Origin of the sequence: Streptomyces spiramyceticus, assembly GCF_028807635.1 — a bacterium.
Taxonomy (GTDB): Bacteria; Actinomycetota; Actinomycetes; order Streptomycetales; family Streptomycetaceae; genus Streptomyces; species Streptomyces spiramyceticus.
In genome coordinates, this window is the sequence record NZ_JARBAX010000002.1 from 1,510,222 (window position 1) to 1,529,033 (window position 18,812).

Consider the following 18,812-nt stretch of genomic DNA (forward strand, 5'->3'; position numbering starts at 1 on the left):
CTCAGACCCCTCGTCTCAGACCCGTGCCTCAGCCCTTGGTGCCCTTGGTGCTTCAGCCCCTGGCGTTTCAGCCGGGACGCTGCTGGTCGGCAGGCAGCCGCCCCCGCTCGACGACCGCGTCCCGCGCGGCCAGTTCGGCCTCCAGGCCGCGGATGTGCGCCTTCAGGGCCAGCACCCGGCGGACCCCGGCGAGAGTGAGCCCTTCGTCGATCAGCTTCATCGCCTCGGCCACCAGGCTGATCTCGCGTCGCGAGTACCGGCGCTGACCTCCGGCCGACCGCGCCGGAACGACGACGCCCTGCTCGTCCAGGCGCCGCAGGAAGGTGACCCGGGCGTCCAGCATCTTTGCGACCTGTCCGATGGTGTAGAGCGCGGCATCGGCGTCATCGATGGGCAGCACGTTGACGCGCGCCTCCTGCCAGGGGCGGCCGGCGCCGCCCGTCGGGGCCGGCGTCGCGCTCGGCCGGCCGTCGGGCCATGGCTCACACCTCCTGCCTGTGCGGACCGGTGGGCGGTTCGGCGACCGCCACCTCGGCGGCGCGCAGGAGGTGGTCGCCGACCCGGTAGCCCGGGCGCAGGATCGCGGTACAGGTGGGGCGTTCGACCTCGTCGGTATGGCTGTACGAGATGGCCTCGTGCACGAACGGGTCGAAGGGGTCGCCCACCGCGCCGAAGCGCTGCAGGCCCATGGCCGCCAGTTCCGACCGCAGCGCCTCGGCGACGCGCTCGAAGCCGCCGGTCACCTCGCCCTGCTGGGTGGCCTCGGTGACGGCGTCGAGTACGGGAAGGAGCCGCCCGAGCACGTTGGCCACGGCGATCTCGCGGACCGCCAGGCGGTCGCGGCGTACGCGCTTGCGGTAGTTGTCGTACTCGGCCTTCAGCCGTTGCAGGTCGGCCGTGCGTTCACGCAGTTCCGCACGGAGCACCTCCTCCCGGGACGGCCGGGGGGCGTCGCTCCCGCCACGTCCGGACGGCGCGTCGGCCGCCCGGCGGGTCCGCTCACCGGGGCCGGTGGCATGGGTCGACAGGGCGGCCGGGGGACCGCCGCGCCGCCCTTCACGGACGATCTCGAGCGGCGCATCGGGGTGGCCGCTGACATCGGTCGGACGGTTCATCCCTCGCCTCCTCGCTGCCTGTCCTCCTCATCGACGATCTCCGCGTCGACGACGTCCTCCTCGTCGCCGGCCTGCGCACCCGAAGTGCTCTCGCCCGACCCGCCGGCGCCCGCAGAGGAGCTCTGCGCCTGCGCATCGGCGTACATGGCCTGGCCGAGCTTCTGGCTGACCACGGCCACCTTCTCGGTCGCCTCGCGGATGGCCGGGGAGTCCTCGCCCTTGAGCTTCTCCTTCAGCTCGGCGACAGCGGCCTCCACCTCCGTCTTGACCTCGCCGGGCACCTTGCCCTCGTTGTCCTTGAGGAACTTCTCCGTCTGGTAGACGAGCTGCTCGGCCTGGTTGCGGGTCTCGGCGGCCTCACGGCGCCTGTGGTCCTCCTCCGCGTGCTGCTCGGCTTCGCGGACCATCCGGTCGATGTCGTCCTTCGGCAGCGCGGAGCCGCCGGTGACGGTCATCCGCTGCTCCTTGCCGGTGCCGAGGTCCTTGGCGGCCACGTGCATGATGCCGTTGGCGTCGATGTCGAACGTGACCTCGATCTGCGGGACTCCACGCGGGGCCGGCGGCAGACCGGTCAGCTCGAACATGCCGAGCTTCTTGTTGTACGACGCGATCTCGCGCTCGCCCTGGAAGACCTGGATCTGCACGGACGGCTGGTTGTCCTCGGCCGTCGTGAAGACCTCGGAGCGCCTGGTCGGGATCGTCGTATTGCGCTCGATCAGCTTCGTCATGATGCCGCCCTTGGTCTCGATACCGAGCGACAGCGGCGTCACGTCGAGGAGCAGAACGTCCTTGACCTCACCCTTCAGAACACCGGCCTGCAGTGATGCGCCGATGGCGACGACCTCGTCCGGGTTCACACCCTTGTGCGGGTCCTTGCCGGTCAGCTCCTTGACCAGCTCGGTCACAGCGGGCATCCGGGTCGAGCCGCCGACCAGGATCACATGGTTGATGTCAGCGAGCTTGATCTTCGCGTCCTTCACCGCATTGTGGAACGGGGCCTTGCACCGCTCCAGCAGGTCGGCGGTCAGCTGCTGGAACTGCGAGCGCGTGAGCTTCTCGTCCAGGTGCAGCGGGCCCTCGGCCGACGCACTCAGATAGGGCAGGTTGATGTTGGTCTCGGTCGCGGCCGACAGCTCGATCTTGGCCCGCTCGGCGGCCTCGCGCAGCCGCTGCGTGGCCATCTTGTCCTTGGACAGGTCGATGCCGTACGCGTTCTTGAACTGCTTGGCCAGGTGATCCACGACCCGCTGGTCCCAGTCGTCACCGCCCAGGTGCGTATCGCCGTTGGTGGCCTTCACCTCGACCACGCCCTCGCCGATCTCCAGCAGCGATACGTCGAACGTGCCGCCACCGAGGTCGAACACGAGGATGGTCTGGTCGTTCTCCTTGTCCAGGCCGTAGGCGAGCGCCGCGGCCGTCGGCTCGTTGATGATCCGCAGCACCTTCAGGCCCGCGATCTCCCCGGCTTCCTTGGTCGCGGTGCGCTGGGAGTCGTTGAAGTAGGCCGGAACGGTGATGACCGCGTCCGTCACGTCCTCACCCAGGTACGCCTCGGCGTCGCGCTTGAGCTTCTGCAGCACGCGCGCGGAAATCTCCTGAGCGGTGTAGCGCTTGCCGTCGATGTCCCCGCTGTCCGGGAAACGCCACTGCGCCTCGCCCACGTGGCGCTTGACCGAACGTGCGGTGCGCTCAATGTTGGTTACGGCCTGCCGCTTGGCGATCTCGCCCACCAGCACGTCACCGCTCCTCGCGAAACCGACCACCGAGGGGGTCGTCCGGGCGCCCTCGGTGTTGGTGATGACCGTGGGCTCACCGCCCTCCAGCACACAGACCACCGAGTTCGTCGTACCAAGGTCGATACCCACTGCACGTGCCATTGCCTTCTCCTCACCATGCGCTCCACCCTGAGCTCCACTTCCACAGCAGGTCGGGCAGATGTGGCCACGGCGTGCTCGGTCCGCCCGTGCTCGGCCCGTCGGAAGGCGGATCCACCCGGGTGGGGCCCGCCCACAGCAGTGGGTCGACGCCGACCCGGCCACCATGACTCGGAGCACGCTTCGGGCCACTCACCCCGATCTGGGCGTCGTACGCCGCGCGCAGGGCGGGATCGTGCAGCGTCCCGTAGGCGGCCACGACGTCGGCGAACCTGCGGTCCGCCGCCGGGCCGTCGGGATTGGCGTCGGGGTGCAGCGCACGCACGAGCCTGCGGTAGGCCGAGGTGATCTGTCCGGCCGAAGAGCTCGGCTCCACGCCGAGCACCGCGTAATGGTCGGGCCGTCGGCCCGATGCCTCCCGCCCTGCCATTTGCGCTCACCTCCCAGCCGCTCTGACCTGCGGATACGGAGGAAACCTCTTCAAAGAACTGAATAGAACGTACCGACGCAATTGTCAAGATGTTCCAGTTCGGGGCATATGGGCCGCGGCGTCGTGGCGCGGCAGCCGTCGCATGGGCGCACACCGGTTGTGCCCGTCCTGGGCAGGCCCGATTCTGTACGTAATGAACCGGGCCGGTGTGGCGCCATGAGCGCATGGAACGCGGCGCAGCAGATTGCCGACTTCCGTGGCCCCCTCGACGTCACCAGGGCGGCCACGGCGGTCCTCGACGCCCAGGACACGGTCATCGGCTGGAGTCCCGCCGCCGAGCGGCTCTTCGGCTACCCGCAGGACGAGATCGTCGGCAAGCCCCTGAGCTCCTTCCTGCCGCCCGGGCCGGGCCCTGTCGGCCCTCCGGACGAGCAGCCGGTCCCCGCCCTGTTCCGCCCGTTCGGTGGAATCGAGAGTGGAAACGAGATCCGTACCGCCCGGCACCGGGACGGGCGCGAACTACTCGTCGCGACGGCGGTGTGCACCCTGCCCGGCACCGGTGCGGCGGAGCGCGTCTTCGTGGCGACGGAGCTCGACGACCTGCGGGTGTGGGAATCCCGGCTCGCCATGCTCCACGGGCTGGCCACCCAGTCACCCGTCGGCCTGGGCATTTACGACACCGACCTGCGTCTGACCTGGTGCAACGCGGCCTACGAACGGGAGATAGGGCGGCCGTTCGCCGAGTTCCGCGGCATGCGGGCCGATGAGCTGTACGCCACGGGCAGGTTCGTGACCCAGGGGTATCAGGGATACCCCCACACGCTCGACTCGGTCATGCGCCATGTATTGGACAGCGGTGAGCCGATTCTCGACCTGCATTTCGAGGGCGAGCCTCCCAGCGATCCGGGAACGCTCCACCTCTGGTCCTGTTCGTACTACCGCCTCCAGGACGCCTACGGGAACGTGCTCGGCGTGTGCGAGGACGCTTTTGACGTCTCCGACCGATACCGGGCCCAGCAACGGCTGGCCCTGCTCGTCGAGGCAGGCCGCGGAATCGGCACCGCCCTGGACGTGACGGTCACCGCCGAGAAGATCACCGAGGTGGCGGTCCCGGACTTCGCATGCACCGTAACCGTCGACCTCGCGAAGGCGGTGCTCGAAGGAGAGGCGCCGGTCACCGGCGGCTCGGCGGCGATGGCCCTCGTACGGGTCGCCCGCCGGTCGGCCGAGGCGCCCGAGGAGGGTGACCTGACAGGGCCGGGGGAGTCGGGGGAGCGGGAGGAGTCGCACAGCCCTCAGCCTCCCCGCGTCGATTTCCCGCCGGGTTCGCCCCAGGAACGCAGCCTCGCCTCGGGCGGGCTCGTGCTCGACGACACGACTCTGGTCGTGCCGCTGCGGGCCGGGGGCAGCGTACTGGGACTCGTCACCTTCATCCGCGATACGCGGGCGGGTACGTTCGACAGCGGTGAAGTCGCTCTGGCCGTCGAGCTGGTGGCCCGTACAGCGGTCGGCATCGACAACGCCCGCCGCTTCACCCGTGAGCGCGCCGCGGCCCTCGCCCTGCAGCGCCAGCTGCTGCCGCAGCACGTGCCGGAGCAATCGGCCGTGGACCTGGCCTACCGCTACCTCCCGACGGACGACGTAACAGGGGTCGGCGGAGACTGGTTCGACGTCATCCCGCTGTCCGGAACGCGGGTCGGACTCGTCGTCGGAGACGTGGTCGGCCACGGCCTGCAGGCGGCCGCGACCATGGGACGACTGCGCACCACGGTACGTGCGTTCGCCCAGATGGACATGCCTCCCGACGAGCTGCTGACACGGCTCGACGACCTGGTCGGGCAGACGGAGGAGGAGCAGTCACATGCGCTCGGTCAGCCCGACGGCCTCTATGAGGATGTGACGACAGGGGCGACCTGTCTCTACGCCGTCTACGACCCGGTTTCGCGACGATGCGTCATGGCGCGGGCAGGACACCTGCCACCGGCGGTAGTCGACCCCGACGGCAGACTGTCGTTCCCGGACCTCCCGGCCGGCCCGCCCCTGGGCCTCGGCGGCCTGCCGTTCGAGTCGATGGAGATCGAGCTGCCGGAGGGCAGCCTGCTGGCTCTCTTCACCGACGGCCTGGTCGAAGCCCGCGACCGCGACATCGATCACGGACTCGACACCCTGGGACGAGTACTCAGTGACCGGCACGCGTCGCTGGAAGAACTGTGCGACCGGGCCGTGTCGGAACTCCTGCCGGAGGGCACGACGGCCGACGACACGGCCCTGCTGCTCGTACGCACCCGGGAACTCGACACTTCGCAGGTCACCGACTGGGAACTGCCCGCCGAACCGGTCGCGGTGGGTCACGCCCGCGAGCTGGCCACCGGACAGCTTCACGCCTGGGGGCTGGAGGAGCTGACCTTCGCGACCGAACTCGTCGTCAGCGAGCTGGTCACGAATGCGGTCAGGCATGCCGGCGGGCCGCTTCACCTGCGCCTCATCCGTGACCGCACGCTCCTGTGCGAGGTTGCGGACACGGGCCACACGTCGCCTCATCTGCGTCACAGCGGGGAGGACGACGAGGGCGGGCGCGGACTGTTCATCGTCGCTCAACTCGTTCAGAGGTGGGGAACGCGCTACACACCGTCGGGAAAGACGATCTGGACCGAACAGGCCTTTCCCTCGGAGGAATGACCGGCGTGGGCCCCAGGCCGGTCCTCTCCGCTTTGCGGCCGATAACCGGCCTGTCCGGCTGCGGCATTGGCCCCTACCATCCGAAGCGTTCGGGCGGGTCAGCCGGTTGAAAGATTGACATGTCCATGACTTCATCCGGGTTGGCCGCCCACTTCGACCGACAACCGATCGGAGCCCCATGCCCAGAACCCTGTCCCACGCGTTATTCGCCTGCGGCGCGACCGCGGCCGTCCTCGCGGCGACCCTCCTCGCACCGGCCACGTCCACCGCGGCGGAGGGCTCCATCGTCGCGCCGCCCGACAAGATCGTCATCGAGATCGCGACCGTCAACGGATCGGGCTGCCCCGCAGGCACCGCCGCCATAGCCGTCGCCCCCGACAACACGGCCTTCACCGTTACGTACAGCGAGTACCTCGCCCAGGTCGGCCTCGGCGCGAAGCCCACCGACTTCCGCAAGAACTGCCAGCTCAACCTGATCGTGCATGTCCCGCACGGCTTCACCTACGCCGTCGCCAGCGCCGACTACCGCGGCTACGCGCACCTGGAGCCGGGTGCCACTGCCGTTCAGAAGGCGTCGTACTACTTCCAGGGCTCGCCCGACACGGCAGCCGCGACGCATCCGTTCCGCGGCCCGTACGACAACAACTGGCATGCGACGGACGAGACCGACTGGGGCCAGCTCGTCTGGGCGCCGTGCGGCGTGAAGCGCAACTTCAATATCAACACCGAGCTGCGGGTCAATGCCGGCACCTCCGACCCGGCCAAGACAAACAGCTTCATCGCCATGGACTCGACGGACGGCGACATCAAGACCATCTACCGGCTCGCCTGGAAGGAGTGCCGGGCCTAGCACGTGCGTCGGCTCCCGAGACCACTGCTCGGGAGCCGACATCAAAGGCCGCTGGGAAGAGCGGACGTCAGTTGGCGTTCACCAGATCATGAGCAGGCACGGTCACCGTACGAGCGCCCGGTCGGCCGCCCAGGACGACCTTGCGCAGCGCGCTGTTGTTCTTGAGGTTGGTCTCCTTGAGCCGCTTCTCGGGGTTGGCCAGCACCTGGATGTAGTAGGTGCCGTTCGGCACATTGGTGATGTCGAACGACTGGCCGGGAAGGTCCTGGGTGTACGTGTCGCCGGAGCCGACGTCGAGCACCTCACGTACGGAAATCGAGCTCTCCTGGCCGCACGCGGTGGACAGGTCGGTGTTGCCCGGGTGCCAGTTGGCGTTCTTCACCGTGTAGTCCACGGCATCGGTGTTGGCCAGGCAGAAAGCCTCCTTGCCACTGCGCACGGACTCTTTCTGGTCGGCCTTGAGCAGCCGGTAGCTGGCGAAGTCGGTGAAGTGCCAGTGCTCGTGGCCCGGGCGGGGGTCCCACTCCATGGTGCCGGTCGGTGTGTAGCCGACCTGCTTGCCATTGGCGTCGTAGAAGTACTGGTAGGCGTCCATCAGCTTCTTGCCCGGAGCGCGGAAGCCGTCAACCACCAGCTGCGCGGGACCCGCGTTCCACACATTGGCGCTGAAGGCCAGGTAGTCCTTGCCCGGAGTGTCGTTGTCTCCGCGACCGATGGTGATGCCGTACGCGGGCAGCGAACGGAGGTCGGGCTTGGGCACATCGGGCACCGTCGGCGAGCCGGTCGGCCGCTTCGCGTTGGGCTTCACCGCCGGCGCCTGCCGCGAACCGTCCGTCTGCCCGGCCCCGTCACCGACCTTCGCCGCCCTGAGGCCCGCCTTCTTGAGCGCCCACGGCAGAGCCGGCGGTGCGGGGGTGTGGGGCCCGTGGCCCACGTTGTACGACGGACCGGCCCCGCTCGTCGCAGGTGCGGGCGCGGGTGCGCGCATCGCACCGTGACCGGAGTGCCCGGCCGAGTGCGATCCGTGCTTCATGGCGGCCGACCTGCCCGCGCCGCCCTCCTGGCTGCGCTCGCGCACGGTCACCTTGATCGTCTGAGGCTTGTTCTCCATGCCGAACAGATCGCGGTAGCGCTTCTTCACGGACACCTTGGCGGTGTACTTCCCGGCCGGCAGGGCGATCGGCTCGGAGTTGTAGCCCGCGTACGTGTTGGACGCCCAGCCGTTCTCGACGCCCCACACCGAACCGAGCGTGAACGGGTTCTCGGGGCAGCTCTCGGGGTACTTCGACTTGGCCGGGGCATCGGGGCGTATCCGGCCGGAGGCGTTGTTCGGACAGAAGGCCTCGGACTTGTTCACCACAGTCCTGCCGGCCGCGTCGGTGACCTTGACCTGGGCGAAGTCCGGCAGCCCCGAGAAGTCCTTCACTAGGCCCTCGGGAAGGGTTTTGGTCCGGACCGTCGTCCCCTCACGAATGATCTGCTTGGCGACGACCGGGTCCTTGTAGGACTTACGGGTCACCTTGAGTTCGAGGGGTCCGCTGTCGGCAGTGACGTACGTACCGAGGTCCAGGTAGACGCCCGGGAACTCCTTCCACGAGTCGAGGGTCACCGATGTCGAGGCGGCGATCAGGCTCAGCTTCGGCGTGGGCCTGTCCTGCGCCCGTGCCTTGTCGGCGTCGGGCGCGGCGGCGACGACGCCGGCGGTCACGGCGACCGCCACAGCGGCAGCGAGCGCCGGACGCCATGGACGGACTGGGTGGGATCTGGTCATCGTTCCTCGTTTTCCGCGTTTTCCGAGTGCAGGCTGATCTGCTGCGAAACTGTTCCCCTGCCTCTCAGAGATGACGGACGGCACCATGGGTTGTCTGCGGGCTCGTGAGTCACGCATGGTTGGCCGAAAACAGCTAATGGATTCCGGTTCAAGCCGACGTAGTGCCGTTTCCGTCCCGCGGGCTCCTCGGTTGCGGTAATGCGCGGCAGGCGAATTCCTCGGTGACCAGATCTGCCGATATGTCCGCATAATGAAGGGGAGAGCGGCAGCCGGAAGGGGACGTCTCGTGCCATCGGATCGGCCGGGGGACCAGAAGCCTCAAGGTCCGTTCTGGTCCGAGCCAGGGACGCTGCTCCAGCACGTGTCTGTCGCCGTCTTCGGCATCGACGACGACGATCTTGTCTGTTACTGGGGGCCCGGCGCGCGGGACCTCTTCGGGTACGACTCCTCCGCCGTCCTGTCCCAGCCCGGCGCCGTTCTCTTCCCCGACGCGTCCGGCGGCGCCTCCGCATCGTGCGCCCGGATGCTGGAGCGAGGCCGCACCCTGGGCTACTGGCGCGGCCGGCTGGCGGCGCGGCATCGCGACGGCACGGTCTTCGACTGCGGCTTCCGGGTCTTTCCCGTCTCCGGCGCGCAGGGGCGCTCGGTGGTCATGGGCCTGGCGAGCCGCAGCGAGGAGCTCGACCGTGTCAAGACGAACCTCGCCTTCCTCGACGCCCTCTTCGAGACCTGCCCCATCGGCCTGGTCATGCTCGACCCCGACCTCCGGTACGTGCACCTCAACCAGGCGCTCGCCGACATGGACGGCCTCCCGATCGAGGCGCACCTCGGGCGGCACATGGACGAGATCATGGTCATGTCCGACGGCGGCGAGTACGAGCGCGTCCTCCGCGCCGTTGCCGCGGGCGGCCGGCCCGTCGTGGGGATGCTGGTGGGCATGCGTACACGGGGCCGTCCGGACCGGGACCAGGTGCGGTCGGTGAGCTTCTTCCCTCTGAGCCAGGCGGTCGGCTCGCGGCCCGGAGTGGGCGGGCTGATGGTGGACGTGACCGACCGGGAGCAGGCCATCCTGGAGGCGACCGCAGGCCGTCAGCGGCTGGCTCTGCTGGACCGTGCCGCCGCCCGGATCGGCACCACCCTGGATGTGAACCTCACGGCCCAGGAGCTGGTCGAAACGGTAGTCCCGGGCTTCTGCGACGGCTCGGTCGTAGAGGTCGTGGAGTGGGCGGACGAGACCGAGCTGTTCGATCCGGAGCTGCCGCTGGTCACCCGCCGGATTGCCTCCGGGACGATCCTGCCGCCTCCTGCCACCGAACTCGTGAGCGGAGCGGAGACCGTGACGTACCCGCCCGGATCCGTCATCCACGAAATGCTGCGAACCGGACGCCCCATATCCGCCGAAGTGAAGGAGTTCCTGGCCCGGACCGTCTCCGACGAGGCACGCGCGAGGCTGCTGGCCGAGAGCGGCTTGTCGTGCATCCTCGTCGCCCCGCTCATCGCCAGGGGCACCGTCCAGGGAATCGCCATGTTCGGCCGGTCCGCGGCCCGGCCGCCCTACACCCAGGACGATCTCAGCCTCGCCGGCGAGCTCGCCTCACGCGCCGCGATCTGCCTGGACAATGCGCGTCTGTACAGCCGCGTACAGGACATCGCGCTCACGCTCCAGCGCGCGCTGCTGCCCAGCGCACTGGCCACCAGCCCGTACGTGCACATGGCCCACCGGTACGTGCCCGGCAGCCGCATCACCGAAGTCGGCGGCGACTGGTACGACGTCATCAACCTGCCCGACGACCGGGTCGTCCTCGTGGTGGGCGACGTAATGGGACACGGCGTGCCGGCCGCCGCCGCCATGGGTCGGCTCCGCATCACCACCAAGGCCCTGGCCAGGCACGACCGCGAACCGGACGACCTCCTCGCCGAGCTCGACGCGTGCGCCCAGGATGCCGGCATCGAGCTGGCGACATGCCTCTACATCGTCTACGACCCGAAGACCGGCCGAGCCCGCATCGCCAGCGCCGGGCACCCCCCGCCCCTGGTCGTCCACCCGGACGGCAGAGTCGAGACCATCGACGACGTCCTGGGAGTCCCCCTGGGCGTCGGCGGCTTCCCCTTCAGGACGACCGAGATCGAACTCCCCGAAAACGCCACCCTCGCCCTGTACACCGACGGCCTCATCGAGGCGCGCGGCCGGGACATCGAGGCCGGTCTGGGCAGGCTGCGCACCGAACTGGCCCGGGATCAGGGGTCGTTGGAAGCGACAGCGGACCGCATCCTTGAGAACCTGCTGCCCGACCCCCCGACCGACGACACGGTCCTGGTCCTGGCCCGCGTCCACCGGCACACAACTTCCTGAGCACCGCGTCGGCCCGCCGACCAGCTGGTCACCGAGCCTCACCCCGCCCCCGTAACCGGACCGACGTATCAGGCGATCGGCCGCGCCGGCCCCGTGGTGGAGCGCCGCCACGACGACATCGACGTCTCACCGCACCGGCCGGCTGCCCTCCGCCTGTCACCCGGAGCTGACGTCCAGGAACTGCTCGCCCAAGTACTGGATCGGCTGGACGCCCGCATCCGCCACCGCCCGGCCCACACCTGACGTGGCATTGGGTCCGTCGAGCCCAGCGGATCGGGGCTCACAACCCGTACGCACTCGCGAGGTCCGGCGGCTGGTCGCCCCCCAGCGGCTGCTCCGTCCAGATGACCTTGCCGTCCGCGGTGTACCGGGTCCCCCAGCGGTCGGCGAACTGCGCGACGAGGAACAGCCCTCGGCCTCCCTCGTCGGTGGTCGCCGCCTGCCGCAGGTGCGGAGAGGTGCTGCTGTGGTCGGAGACCTCGCAGATCAGACTGCGGTCATGGATCAGCCGTACGCGGATCGGCCCCGTGGCGTAGCGGATGGCGTTGGTGACCAGTTCGCTGAGGATCAGCTCGGTGGTGTACGCCTCCTCCTCCAGGTCCCATTCGGCCAGCTTGCGGGAGACCGCGGCCCGTACCTTGGACACTGACGAAGGGTCGGGCGGCACGTCCCAGTCGGCCACCTGGCCGGCGTCGAGCACGCGGGTACGGCTGACCAGCAGTGCGATGTCGTCGCGCTGGCGCTCGGGCAGCAGCGCGCCGAGCACGGCCTCGCAGGTCTCCTCCGGTGTCCGGTCGGCGTGGTCGTCGAGCGTACGACGCAGGAGCGCCAGACCCTCGTCGATGTCCCGGTCCCGGTCCTCGACGAGCCCGTCCGTGTACAGGACCAGGCGGCTGTTCTCGGGCAGATGCAGGTCCAGCGTTTCGAAGGGCAGGCCGCCGAGCCCGAGCGGAGGGCCGCCGGGCACATCGGCGAAGACCGTCCTGCCGTCCGGCCGGACGATCGCGGGCTGGAGGTGGCCGGCCCGCGCCATGGTGCAGTGCCCGGTCACCGGATCGTAGATCGCGTACAGGCAGGTGGCTCCGGTGACACCCGCGTCCGCGTCGTCGCCGCCCTCGTCCTGGTCGATACGGACGACCAGCTCGTCGAGGTGCCACAGCAGTTCGTCGGGCGGCAGGTCCAGGGTGGAGAAGTTGTGGACCGCGGTACGCAGCCGGCCCATGGTGGCGGCGGCATGGAGCCCGTGGCCCACGACGTCGCCCACGACGAGCGCCACGCGGGCGCCGGGCAGCGGGATGATGTCGAACCAGTCCCCGCCGACACCACCGAGCCCGCCGAGCCCGGCCTGTGCGGGCAGATACCGGTAAGCCACGTCGATGGCGTTCTGCTCCGGCAGGCCGCGCGGCAGCAGGCTGCGCTGCAGTGTCACCGCCATGGTGTGCTCGCGCGTGTAGCGGCGTGCGTTGTCGACGCTCACCGCGGCGCGCGCGACGAGCTCCTCGGCGACGGAGAGATCCTCCTCCTCGAACGGCTCTGGTTTCGCCGAGCGCCAGAACATCGCCAGGCCCAGGACGACACCGCGGGCGCGCAGCGGAACCGCGATCATCGAGTGGAGGCCGTACTCGACGAGCTGCTGTGCCCGCTCCGGATCCTGTTCCTGCCAGCCGGAGAAGGCGGTCAGATCCGCCTCAAGGATTGCCTCGCCCTTCGCGAGGCCGGAACTCAGCGGCGTGGACGGCACGAAGCGGATCAGCTCGCCGAGCGGGTAGAGCGCGGTGTCATCGCGGACGCCGCTGAAAGCCGTACGGCGCATGTCCGTGCCGGCGCCGGCCCCCGTGGCCGTCGGTTCCTCGCCGCGCAGTACGGCCTCCACCAGATCGACGGTGGCGTAGTCGGCGAAACGGGCCGCGGCGAACTCCGCCAGCTCCTCGCACGTCCGCACCACATCGAGGGTGGTGCCGATCTCCATCCCGGCGTCGTACAACAGCTTCAGACGCCCCCGCGCCAAGTCGGCCCTGCCGGTGAGTGCCTGAAGCTCGGTGGTGTCCCGCAGCGTCGTGACGCTGCCGGGCGGCCCGCCGTGCTGGTCCGTGGTCCGCTGGTTGACGGCGAGCAGGCGGTCTCCGACCGGATGGACCTCGTCGGTCGCGATCCTTCCGGAGGCGAGCAGCCGGGCGGTCTCCGGGTCGAGCCCCAGATCGGCGACCTGGGCCCCTTCCACCTCGGCCGGCAGATCGAGCAGCCTGCGTGCCTCGTCGTTGGCGAGCAGCAGCCGTCCGTCGCCGCCGACGATGAGCACGCCCTCCCGTACGGCGTGCAGGACCGCGTCGTGGTGCTCGTACATCCGAGTCATCTCCGCGGGACCGAGGCCGCCGGTCTGGCGGCGCAACCGCCTGCTCACCAGGGCCGTCCCGCCGGTGGCGAGGAGCAGCACCCCTGCGGCGGAACCGAGCAGCAGGGGAATCTGCTCTTCGACGACGCCGCTGACCTTCTCGATGGTGATCCCGGCGGAGACCACACCGATGACCGCGCCGTCGCTGCCGGTGATGGGAACCTGGGCCTGCACGAGGGGCCCGATGGTCCCGGTGATCTTCTCGGTGACGACGCGGCCGGCGAGCGCGGGCTCCAGATTGCCGACGAACTTCTTGCCGATCCGGTCGGGCAAGGGGTGGGTGTAGCGGGTTCCGTCCGGGTTCAGCACGACGATGAAGTCGACTCCGGAACGCTTACGGGCCTCCTCGGCGCGCGGCTGCAGCACCGCGGTCGGGTCGGGGCTGTTCAGCGCTTCTTCGATGCCGGGTGCATTCGCAAAGGTCTCGGCCACGGCGACCGACCGGTTGCGCGCCTCGCGTTCGCTGTCGGTCCGGGACTGCAGTACGAGCACCGCGATGGCGGCAGCGACGAGCAGGACCACGATCGCCACCTGCAGGAGAAAGACCTGGCCAGCGACAGTTCGCATCCTCAGAACCGAGCGCGGGCGGCGGTTGCGTCCGGCCATGACCTCTTTCTACACCTCCCACATACGCTGGGCGAACCGCGCGCTGCGGGGCGCAGTGATCGTCGGCGAGCCGCTCAGGATCACATTTAAGCCCGGCCGGGCGAGCGGGGGACAGATGCTTGCGGATCCTGATGCGGCGCGGGGAGACCAGTCACGCTTCCGGTTGGATCGGGGCACGAGTTCCATCTGTTGCCTCGCTCTCTGGGCGGACGCCGCGACCGTGAACCGATCATCGTGCACGCGGGGACGGAGGGGAAGCGATACGGTGACGATGAGGTGATCTGACGTATTGTCAAATCGTTCCTCGTCGAGAGCCGATGCCGCCGCGATGAGTGCGAGACGCGTGAAAGCCTGCGGAAAGTTGCCCAGTTGCTCGCCTGTCGGTCCGACCTCCTCGGCGAACCGGCCGACGTGGTTGGCGCGCACCGGGGCCGAACCCCGGTAGCCCTCCGGATGTCCGAGGATTTCTCGGCGAGGTGCGGGTCGCTGTCCACGATGGCGGTGTCCGCCAGGTACAGCTGCCGTGTGGTGGGATCTTCCTGTCTCTCCCGCGTGCGCGAGGCGTGGCTGCGCACCGGGGACCCCCCGGGCGAGCGGCGCGCAAGCCCTGGAGATCGCCGCGCGGGTCATCACTTGTGCAGCACTGATCATGGTCAGCGTTTTCGCGGCCTTCAGTGGACACCGAGAGAGAGGCCGCCGCAGTGAGCGCCCCGGTGCCCGGCCGGGGCCCGGCAGCCTGGGCGTGGCGGGTTCACGGAGCGACCTCTGAAGAAGGGAACACAAGCGCATATTCGGGGAGATTTGGTCATATCCTGGAGGTCACGCACCGCTAGGTCGGTGGTTCGAAGGCGTCGCGCTGACATGCCGTTTCTGCTCGTCAGTGCCCGCTCGGACAGGGGTAGGCAGTCCCGTTTCGGCCATATGTACGGAGCTTGCTGCCCGTTATTCATCAGGGAGAACGACATGGCCACCGGCACTGTGAAGTGGTTCAACGCGGAAAAGGGCTTCGGGTTCATCGAGCAGGACGGCGGCGGACCGGACGTATTCGTGCACTACTCGGCCATCGCCAGTAGCGGATACCGCGAGCTCAACGAGGGACAAAAGGTCCAGTTCGACGTCACACAAGGACCCAAGGGCCCGCAGGCAGAAAACGTCACGCCCGCCTGAAAGTACCTTCAGCGCTCCGGCACCCGACGGTCCGGAGCGCACCTCATCTGACGTCTGCGCCGCACTCTCGGCCGGTTTCACCGGCCGCGCGAGCGGGAGATTTCAGCTGCGCCAGTTGCCGACGGCAGCCGCGGGGCGGCGCGTGAGCGGACGCGGTCCCTTACGCGTCGTTGGCCGCCAGCTGCTCTGCGTACGCCGCTGTGTCCTGGGCGCGGCGGCGTGCAGTGCGGGCTTCGGTGGCCGCTTCGCGGGCGCGGTCCCTTGCCTTGCGGGCACCGTCAAGGGCAGCCTTCCGGCGCTCCTTGGCCTCCTTGAGCTGCTCAGTCAGCGCTGCGATCTCCTCCTCCGCCTCTCGTAGCCGATCCTCGGCGCGCTCTTTCTCCGTCTCCGCCTGCGTCAGCTCCTCTTCACGGGCCAGTGCCTGCTGGCTGGCTTCCTTCGCGTCCTGCCTGGCCTGGGCGAGCTTCGCGCGCTGCTCCTTGCGCGCTCGGTCCGTGACCTTGGGGGCGGTGGTGCCGGGACGTCGGCCGGTGGGTTGCGAGGGCGACGGGCGGGGAGCCTTGTGCGGCACGGAATCCGGGGTGGTGGCACTGGTGAACCCGACCGGTGGGCTGAGCGGTTTGATCAGCCTGCCCGCAGCCCATTCCTGGGCGGCCTCGGCGTCAGCCAGCACCGCGTGCAGTGTGGCCTCCACTTCGCGCTGAACGTCCTCGCTGACTGCCTGGCCGGCGTCGGCCGCCAGCTGCCGCGCCTGCCGGGCCAGGGTGGCGACCAGGGCGTGCTGCCGGCGGCTGAGCTCGCGCAGCTGCTCGCCGTCGAGATCACGGTGGGCCCGGCGCATGCTTTCGCCGAGGCTGATCAGTGGCTGGACCTGGTCCGGTTGCCGGTGCACGAGCAGGTTGCTGGCCCAGGCTGAGAGCGTTGGGCGCCGCAGGGCCTGGATCTGTCCGGCCAGTTTGCGGTCACCTGCTTTACGGGCCGCGACCACGCGCTCGTTCCTGGCTGCGGTGAAGTCGGCGGGCGGCAGCGCGTACAGCTCATCGGTGATGCTTTCCAGGTCCACGGTTCTCCCGGTTTCGTGCGCTTCGGGCTGCCGGCGCCGACTGTCAAAGCGGTGCGGGAGATCGCTTGTCTCGTCGAAACCATATTCACCGACGGCTGCGGCGTCCCGGCCAACACACCATGCGTCGCCAAGCGCACTGCAAGCGACGAGGCTGCAGCTCATGCGGCTGCAGCCTCGTCACTACGAGCACTGTTGTGGTGTCAGGGGCGGGGGCTATTGCGGGGTGAAGTGCCACTGCTGAGAGGCGGTTGCTGTGTCGCGGCTGGGCAGTTCACGCAGGGGCGCGACGTTGTCATCGCCGAATGTGCCGGTTACGGCGACGCCCTCTGCCAAGTAGGGGCTGAGGACCCACCTCTCCGTGCCGCTGATGTAACTGAGCCTCCACCACTGGGCCTTATTCGTGGTGCAGTTGCGCATGTATACGTAGGTGCCGGCGTCGCCGGTGGCCTCGGCGCAGGTGCCGGTCCTGGCGCTCTTCCAATGGAAGACCCGGTCCTCGCCACTCACGGCCTCGAACTGGAACGCACGCGGGTAGGGATGGTCGGCCCGGTAGTACACCTGAAGATAGGTGCCATTGTTGCCGACGCCGTCGTCGGGGATCAGGTAGTTGGTGTGCGCGTGATTGGTGATCACGACGGGTCCGGCCGGGACGGCCGGTGGGGCAGCATGAGCGGTACCCGAGAGCATGACGCTTACCAGAGCCGCCGCCAAAGCACCGTGAGTGAGAGTTTTCCGCCAGGACGAAGTGGCCATGAGGTCTCCTTCCGTCTTAGAAGCGAAACGAAGCGCCCAACCGTTGAACCCTGGCGCCTTCGCTCCATTGCTTCTCCCACCTTCCCGTCCGTACCGCCATTGGGAATTGCCCTGAACGGGTGAGAGCGGGGGCTCTCGAAGTTATCGCGACACGGTGCGAGACGAAGACACGCGCTGTCGTACGCCCGCGCGGCAGAGCGGTGCGAAATCCAACAGCATTCGTATGTAAATAACTCATTGGCCGATTGGTCGCCCCTCGCGGACGACGTCGAGGTCGTCACGTTCGCCGAACATTTCACCACCGAGGACCAACTCGCCGCGGCCGTCGTCGAGTTCGACCTCGCCCGTCCGCCGCCTCGGCTGACTGCCTCCATCCTGGAGAGAACCGTCCGTCACCGGCTGCCGTCCTGGCGTGCGGCGCACAACGCGTGGTCGACCAGGTCGGTGATGCCTCGTATCTGGCTGGTGGCCGTGTCCTGGTCCCCGGGCCTGCTGTGTACGGAGACGGTCACGGCGGCCCGCCCGTCCGGCGTCGCGGCGGGCCACACCATGTAACCGAAACCGTTGCCGCTGTGTCCCCAGTACCCGCCGCCGCAGGACAGCGGCGTCCAGTTGAGGCCGAGACCGTCGCGCGTGCCCGCAGGAGCGCCGTGGTCATCGGGCACACTGACGGTCCGCTGCATCTCCGCGAGCTGGGCGGGGGCCAGCAACTCCCCTCGCACCAGCGCAGTGAAGAACCTGTCGGTGTCCGCCGTGGTGCTGATCAGTGCCCCGTCGGCATCCCCGTCGAAGGGCAGGTACGCGACTGTGGCGTCGGTCATCGTCGCGCCCGGCTCGAACTGTTGGTAATTGCGGGCGTGCGGGCGGGGCAGGAACGGCCAGTTGCCTGGTGCGAGCGTGTGCGTGAGCCGCAGCGGGCGCAGGATCCGGGCCCGGACCTCCTGCTCCCAGGAGTGGCCCGTAACGGCCTTGATCACCATGCCGGCGAGGACGTAGTTGGTGTTGGAGTACTCCCAGCGCGCACCGGGCTCGAAGGCGGGCGGGTGATTCATCGCGAAGGCGATCCGCTGCTCGGAGGTGTACGTCGTCCAGCGGTGCTCTCGGTATCCCCGGGCGCTGAGATCCGGAACGACGTCCTTGGTGTAGTCGGGTAACCCGCTGGTGTGTTGGAGAAGCTGGCGCAGTGTGATTCGGCGCCCGTCGTTTCCCTTGCCACGGACCACCCCGGGCAACCATGTGTCCACTGTGTCGCTGAGTGACAGCCGCCCCTCACCAACGAGCTGAAGCAGCACGGTGGCGACAAACGTTTTGGTGGTACTGCCGATCCTCACGTACCCGTCCTTCGGCACAGGCGACCCGGTGCTGAGATCACCGACCCCGCTGCGGACGGTACGCACGCCGTGGGGCGTTTCGAGCCTGACGGCGACGCCGGTGACCCCGGCGTCGCGCAGCGCATCGGCGTCCCGTTGCAGCGGGGAGGGCTGGGCGGCGGCCACCGATCCGGTCGGTGGGAGAAGCGCCGCGAGGAGCGCGACAGTGAGTGTGAGGAGACCGGTCGCTGCCCGGTGGGTGATCCGACGCTGCTTGATCGACATAGGTCAACCGTAGGAAGGGCACACCGGGCAGGCAATCGGGCTGACCGTACGTTCCGGGGTGGGGTATACCCCACCGTGCGCGCCGTCGCGGGGCGCGAACCCTCTCCGTCCCGAAGCCCGTCAAACCTGGGACTCGGCCAGCAACCGCAGTGCCAATTCCTTGA

General features: G+C 69.0%; 14 protein-coding genes. 4 read left to right on the forward strand and 10 right to left on the reverse strand.

Going from position 1 to position 18,812, the window contains the following annotated elements; genetic code table 11:
* Window positions 1-67: 67 nt before the first annotated feature.
* The 4 genes from PXH83_RS30335 to PXH83_RS30350 form a co-directional block, all read right to left on the reverse strand.
* Window positions 68-400, reverse strand: coding sequence for a MerR family transcriptional regulator (locus PXH83_RS30335; protein WP_274564678.1), 333 nt, complete (start codon window positions 398-400; stop codon window positions 68-70).
* An 82-nt stretch (window positions 401-482) separates the two neighbouring features.
* Entirely contained in the window at window positions 483-1,115 is a 633-nt protein-coding gene (gene grpE / locus PXH83_RS30340; protein WP_274564679.1) for a nucleotide exchange factor GrpE, read from the reverse strand.
* A complete protein-coding gene (dnaK, locus tag PXH83_RS30345) occupies window positions 1,112-2,992 on the reverse strand; it encodes a molecular chaperone DnaK (protein ID WP_274564680.1) in 1,881 nt (626 codons plus the stop codon). Before dnaK ends, grpE begins: the two co-directional genes overlap by 4 nt.
* Before the next feature lie 10 nt (window positions 2,993-3,002).
* Window positions 3,003-3,419, reverse strand: coding sequence for a J domain-containing protein (locus PXH83_RS30350; RefSeq protein WP_274564683.1), 417 nt, complete (start codon window positions 3,417-3,419; stop codon window positions 3,003-3,005).
* Between the two features lie 216 nt (window positions 3,420-3,635).
* Between PXH83_RS30350 and PXH83_RS30355 the strand changes: the two genes are divergently transcribed.
* Window positions 3,636-6,098 (forward strand): SpoIIE family protein phosphatase, encoded by a 2,463-nt coding sequence (locus tag PXH83_RS30355; RefSeq protein WP_274564686.1) that lies wholly within the window; start codon window positions 3,636-3,638, stop codon window positions 6,096-6,098.
* Window positions 6,099-6,276: 178 nt separating this feature from the next.
* Window positions 6,277-6,948: a DUF4360 domain-containing protein gene (locus tag PXH83_RS30360; protein WP_274564688.1), complete on the forward strand. Its 672-nt coding sequence runs from the start codon at window positions 6,277-6,279 to the stop codon at window positions 6,946-6,948.
* 67 nt (window positions 6,949-7,015) lie between these two features.
* Here PXH83_RS30360 and PXH83_RS30365 read toward each other — a convergent pair whose 3' ends face one another.
* Window positions 7,016-8,719 (reverse strand): lysyl oxidase family protein, encoded by a 1,704-nt coding sequence (locus PXH83_RS30365; protein ID WP_274564689.1) that lies wholly within the window; start codon window positions 8,717-8,719, stop codon window positions 7,016-7,018.
* Window positions 8,720-9,080: 361 nt separating this feature from the next.
* Here PXH83_RS30365 and PXH83_RS30370 point away from each other — a divergent pair, with 361 nt between their 5' ends.
* Window positions 9,081-11,072: a SpoIIE family protein phosphatase gene (locus tag PXH83_RS30370; RefSeq protein ID WP_274564690.1), complete on the forward strand. Its 1,992-nt coding sequence runs from the start codon at window positions 9,081-9,083 to the stop codon at window positions 11,070-11,072.
* Window positions 11,073-11,352: 280 nt separating this feature from the next.
* Here PXH83_RS30370 and PXH83_RS30375 read toward each other — a convergent pair whose 3' ends face one another.
* Window positions 11,353-14,070 carry a SpoIIE family protein phosphatase gene (locus PXH83_RS30375; RefSeq protein ID WP_274564691.1) on the reverse strand — a complete coding sequence of 906 codons (2,718 nt, stop codon included), beginning with the start codon at window positions 14,068-14,070 and terminating at the stop codon, window positions 11,353-11,355.
* 963 nt (window positions 14,071-15,033) lie between these two features.
* Between PXH83_RS30375 and PXH83_RS30380 the strand changes: the two genes are divergently transcribed.
* The gene (locus tag PXH83_RS30380; protein WP_214921741.1) at window positions 15,034-15,237 is read left to right on the forward strand and encodes a cold-shock protein; all 204 of its coding nucleotides are present in this window, start codon (window positions 15,034-15,036) and stop codon (window positions 15,235-15,237) included.
* Window positions 15,238-15,397: 160 nt separating this feature from the next.
* Here the strand turns inward: PXH83_RS30380 and PXH83_RS30385 are convergent, their stop codons facing one another.
* From PXH83_RS30385 to PXH83_RS30400, 4 genes are all read right to left on the reverse strand, one after another.
* The gene (locus PXH83_RS30385) at window positions 15,398-16,300 is read right to left on the reverse strand and encodes a hypothetical protein (protein ID WP_274564694.1); all 903 of its coding nucleotides are present in this window, start codon (window positions 16,298-16,300) and stop codon (window positions 15,398-15,400) included.
* A 213-nt stretch (window positions 16,301-16,513) separates the two neighbouring features.
* Window positions 16,514-16,933 carry an RICIN domain-containing protein gene (locus PXH83_RS30390; RefSeq protein ID WP_274564696.1) on the reverse strand — a complete coding sequence of 140 codons (420 nt, stop codon included), beginning with the start codon at window positions 16,931-16,933 and terminating at the stop codon, window positions 16,514-16,516.
* A 354-nt stretch (window positions 16,934-17,287) separates the two neighbouring features.
* Window positions 17,288-17,449: a hypothetical protein gene (locus PXH83_RS30395; RefSeq protein WP_274564698.1), complete on the reverse strand. Its 162-nt coding sequence runs from the start codon at window positions 17,447-17,449 to the stop codon at window positions 17,288-17,290.
* The gene (locus PXH83_RS30400; protein WP_274564700.1) at window positions 17,446-18,648 is read right to left on the reverse strand and encodes a serine hydrolase domain-containing protein; all 1,203 of its coding nucleotides are present in this window, start codon (window positions 18,646-18,648) and stop codon (window positions 17,446-17,448) included. The genes PXH83_RS30395 and PXH83_RS30400 overlap by 4 nt, the downstream gene beginning before the upstream one ends.
* Window positions 18,649-18,812 lie beyond the last annotated feature (164 nt).

What these genes read in the sequence shown, in the direction of transcription:
- grpE (WP_274564679.1), bottom strand. Translation starts at nt 1,115, where the DNA reads ATGAACCGTCCGACCGATGTCAGCGGCCACCCCGATGCGCCGCTCGAG.
- dnaK (WP_274564680.1), bottom strand. Translation starts at nt 2,992, where the DNA reads ATGGCACGTGCAGTGGGTATCGACCTTGGTACGACGAACTCGGTGGTC.
- PXH83_RS30350 (WP_274564683.1), bottom strand. Translation starts at nt 3,419, where the DNA reads ATGGCAGGGCGGGAGGCATCGGGCCGACGGCCCGACCATTACGCGGTG.
- PXH83_RS30355 (WP_274564686.1), top strand. Translation starts at nt 3,636, where the DNA reads ATGAGCGCATGGAACGCGGCGCAGCAGATTGCCGACTTCCGTGGCCCC.
- PXH83_RS30360 (WP_274564688.1), top strand. Translation starts at nt 6,277, where the DNA reads ATGCCCAGAACCCTGTCCCACGCGTTATTCGCCTGCGGCGCGACCGCG.
- PXH83_RS30365 (WP_274564689.1), bottom strand. Translation starts at nt 8,719, where the DNA reads ATGACCAGATCCCACCCAGTCCGTCCATGGCGTCCGGCGCTCGCTGCC.
- PXH83_RS30375 (WP_274564691.1), bottom strand. Translation starts at nt 14,070, where the DNA reads ATGGCCGGACGCAACCGCCGCCCGCGCTCGGTTCTGAGGATGCGAACT.
- PXH83_RS30380 (WP_214921741.1), top strand. Translation starts at nt 15,034, where the DNA reads ATGGCCACCGGCACTGTGAAGTGGTTCAACGCGGAAAAGGGCTTCGGG.
- PXH83_RS30400 (WP_274564700.1), bottom strand. Translation starts at nt 18,648, where the DNA reads ATGTCGATCAAGCAGCGTCGGATCACCCACCGGGCAGCGACCGGTCTC.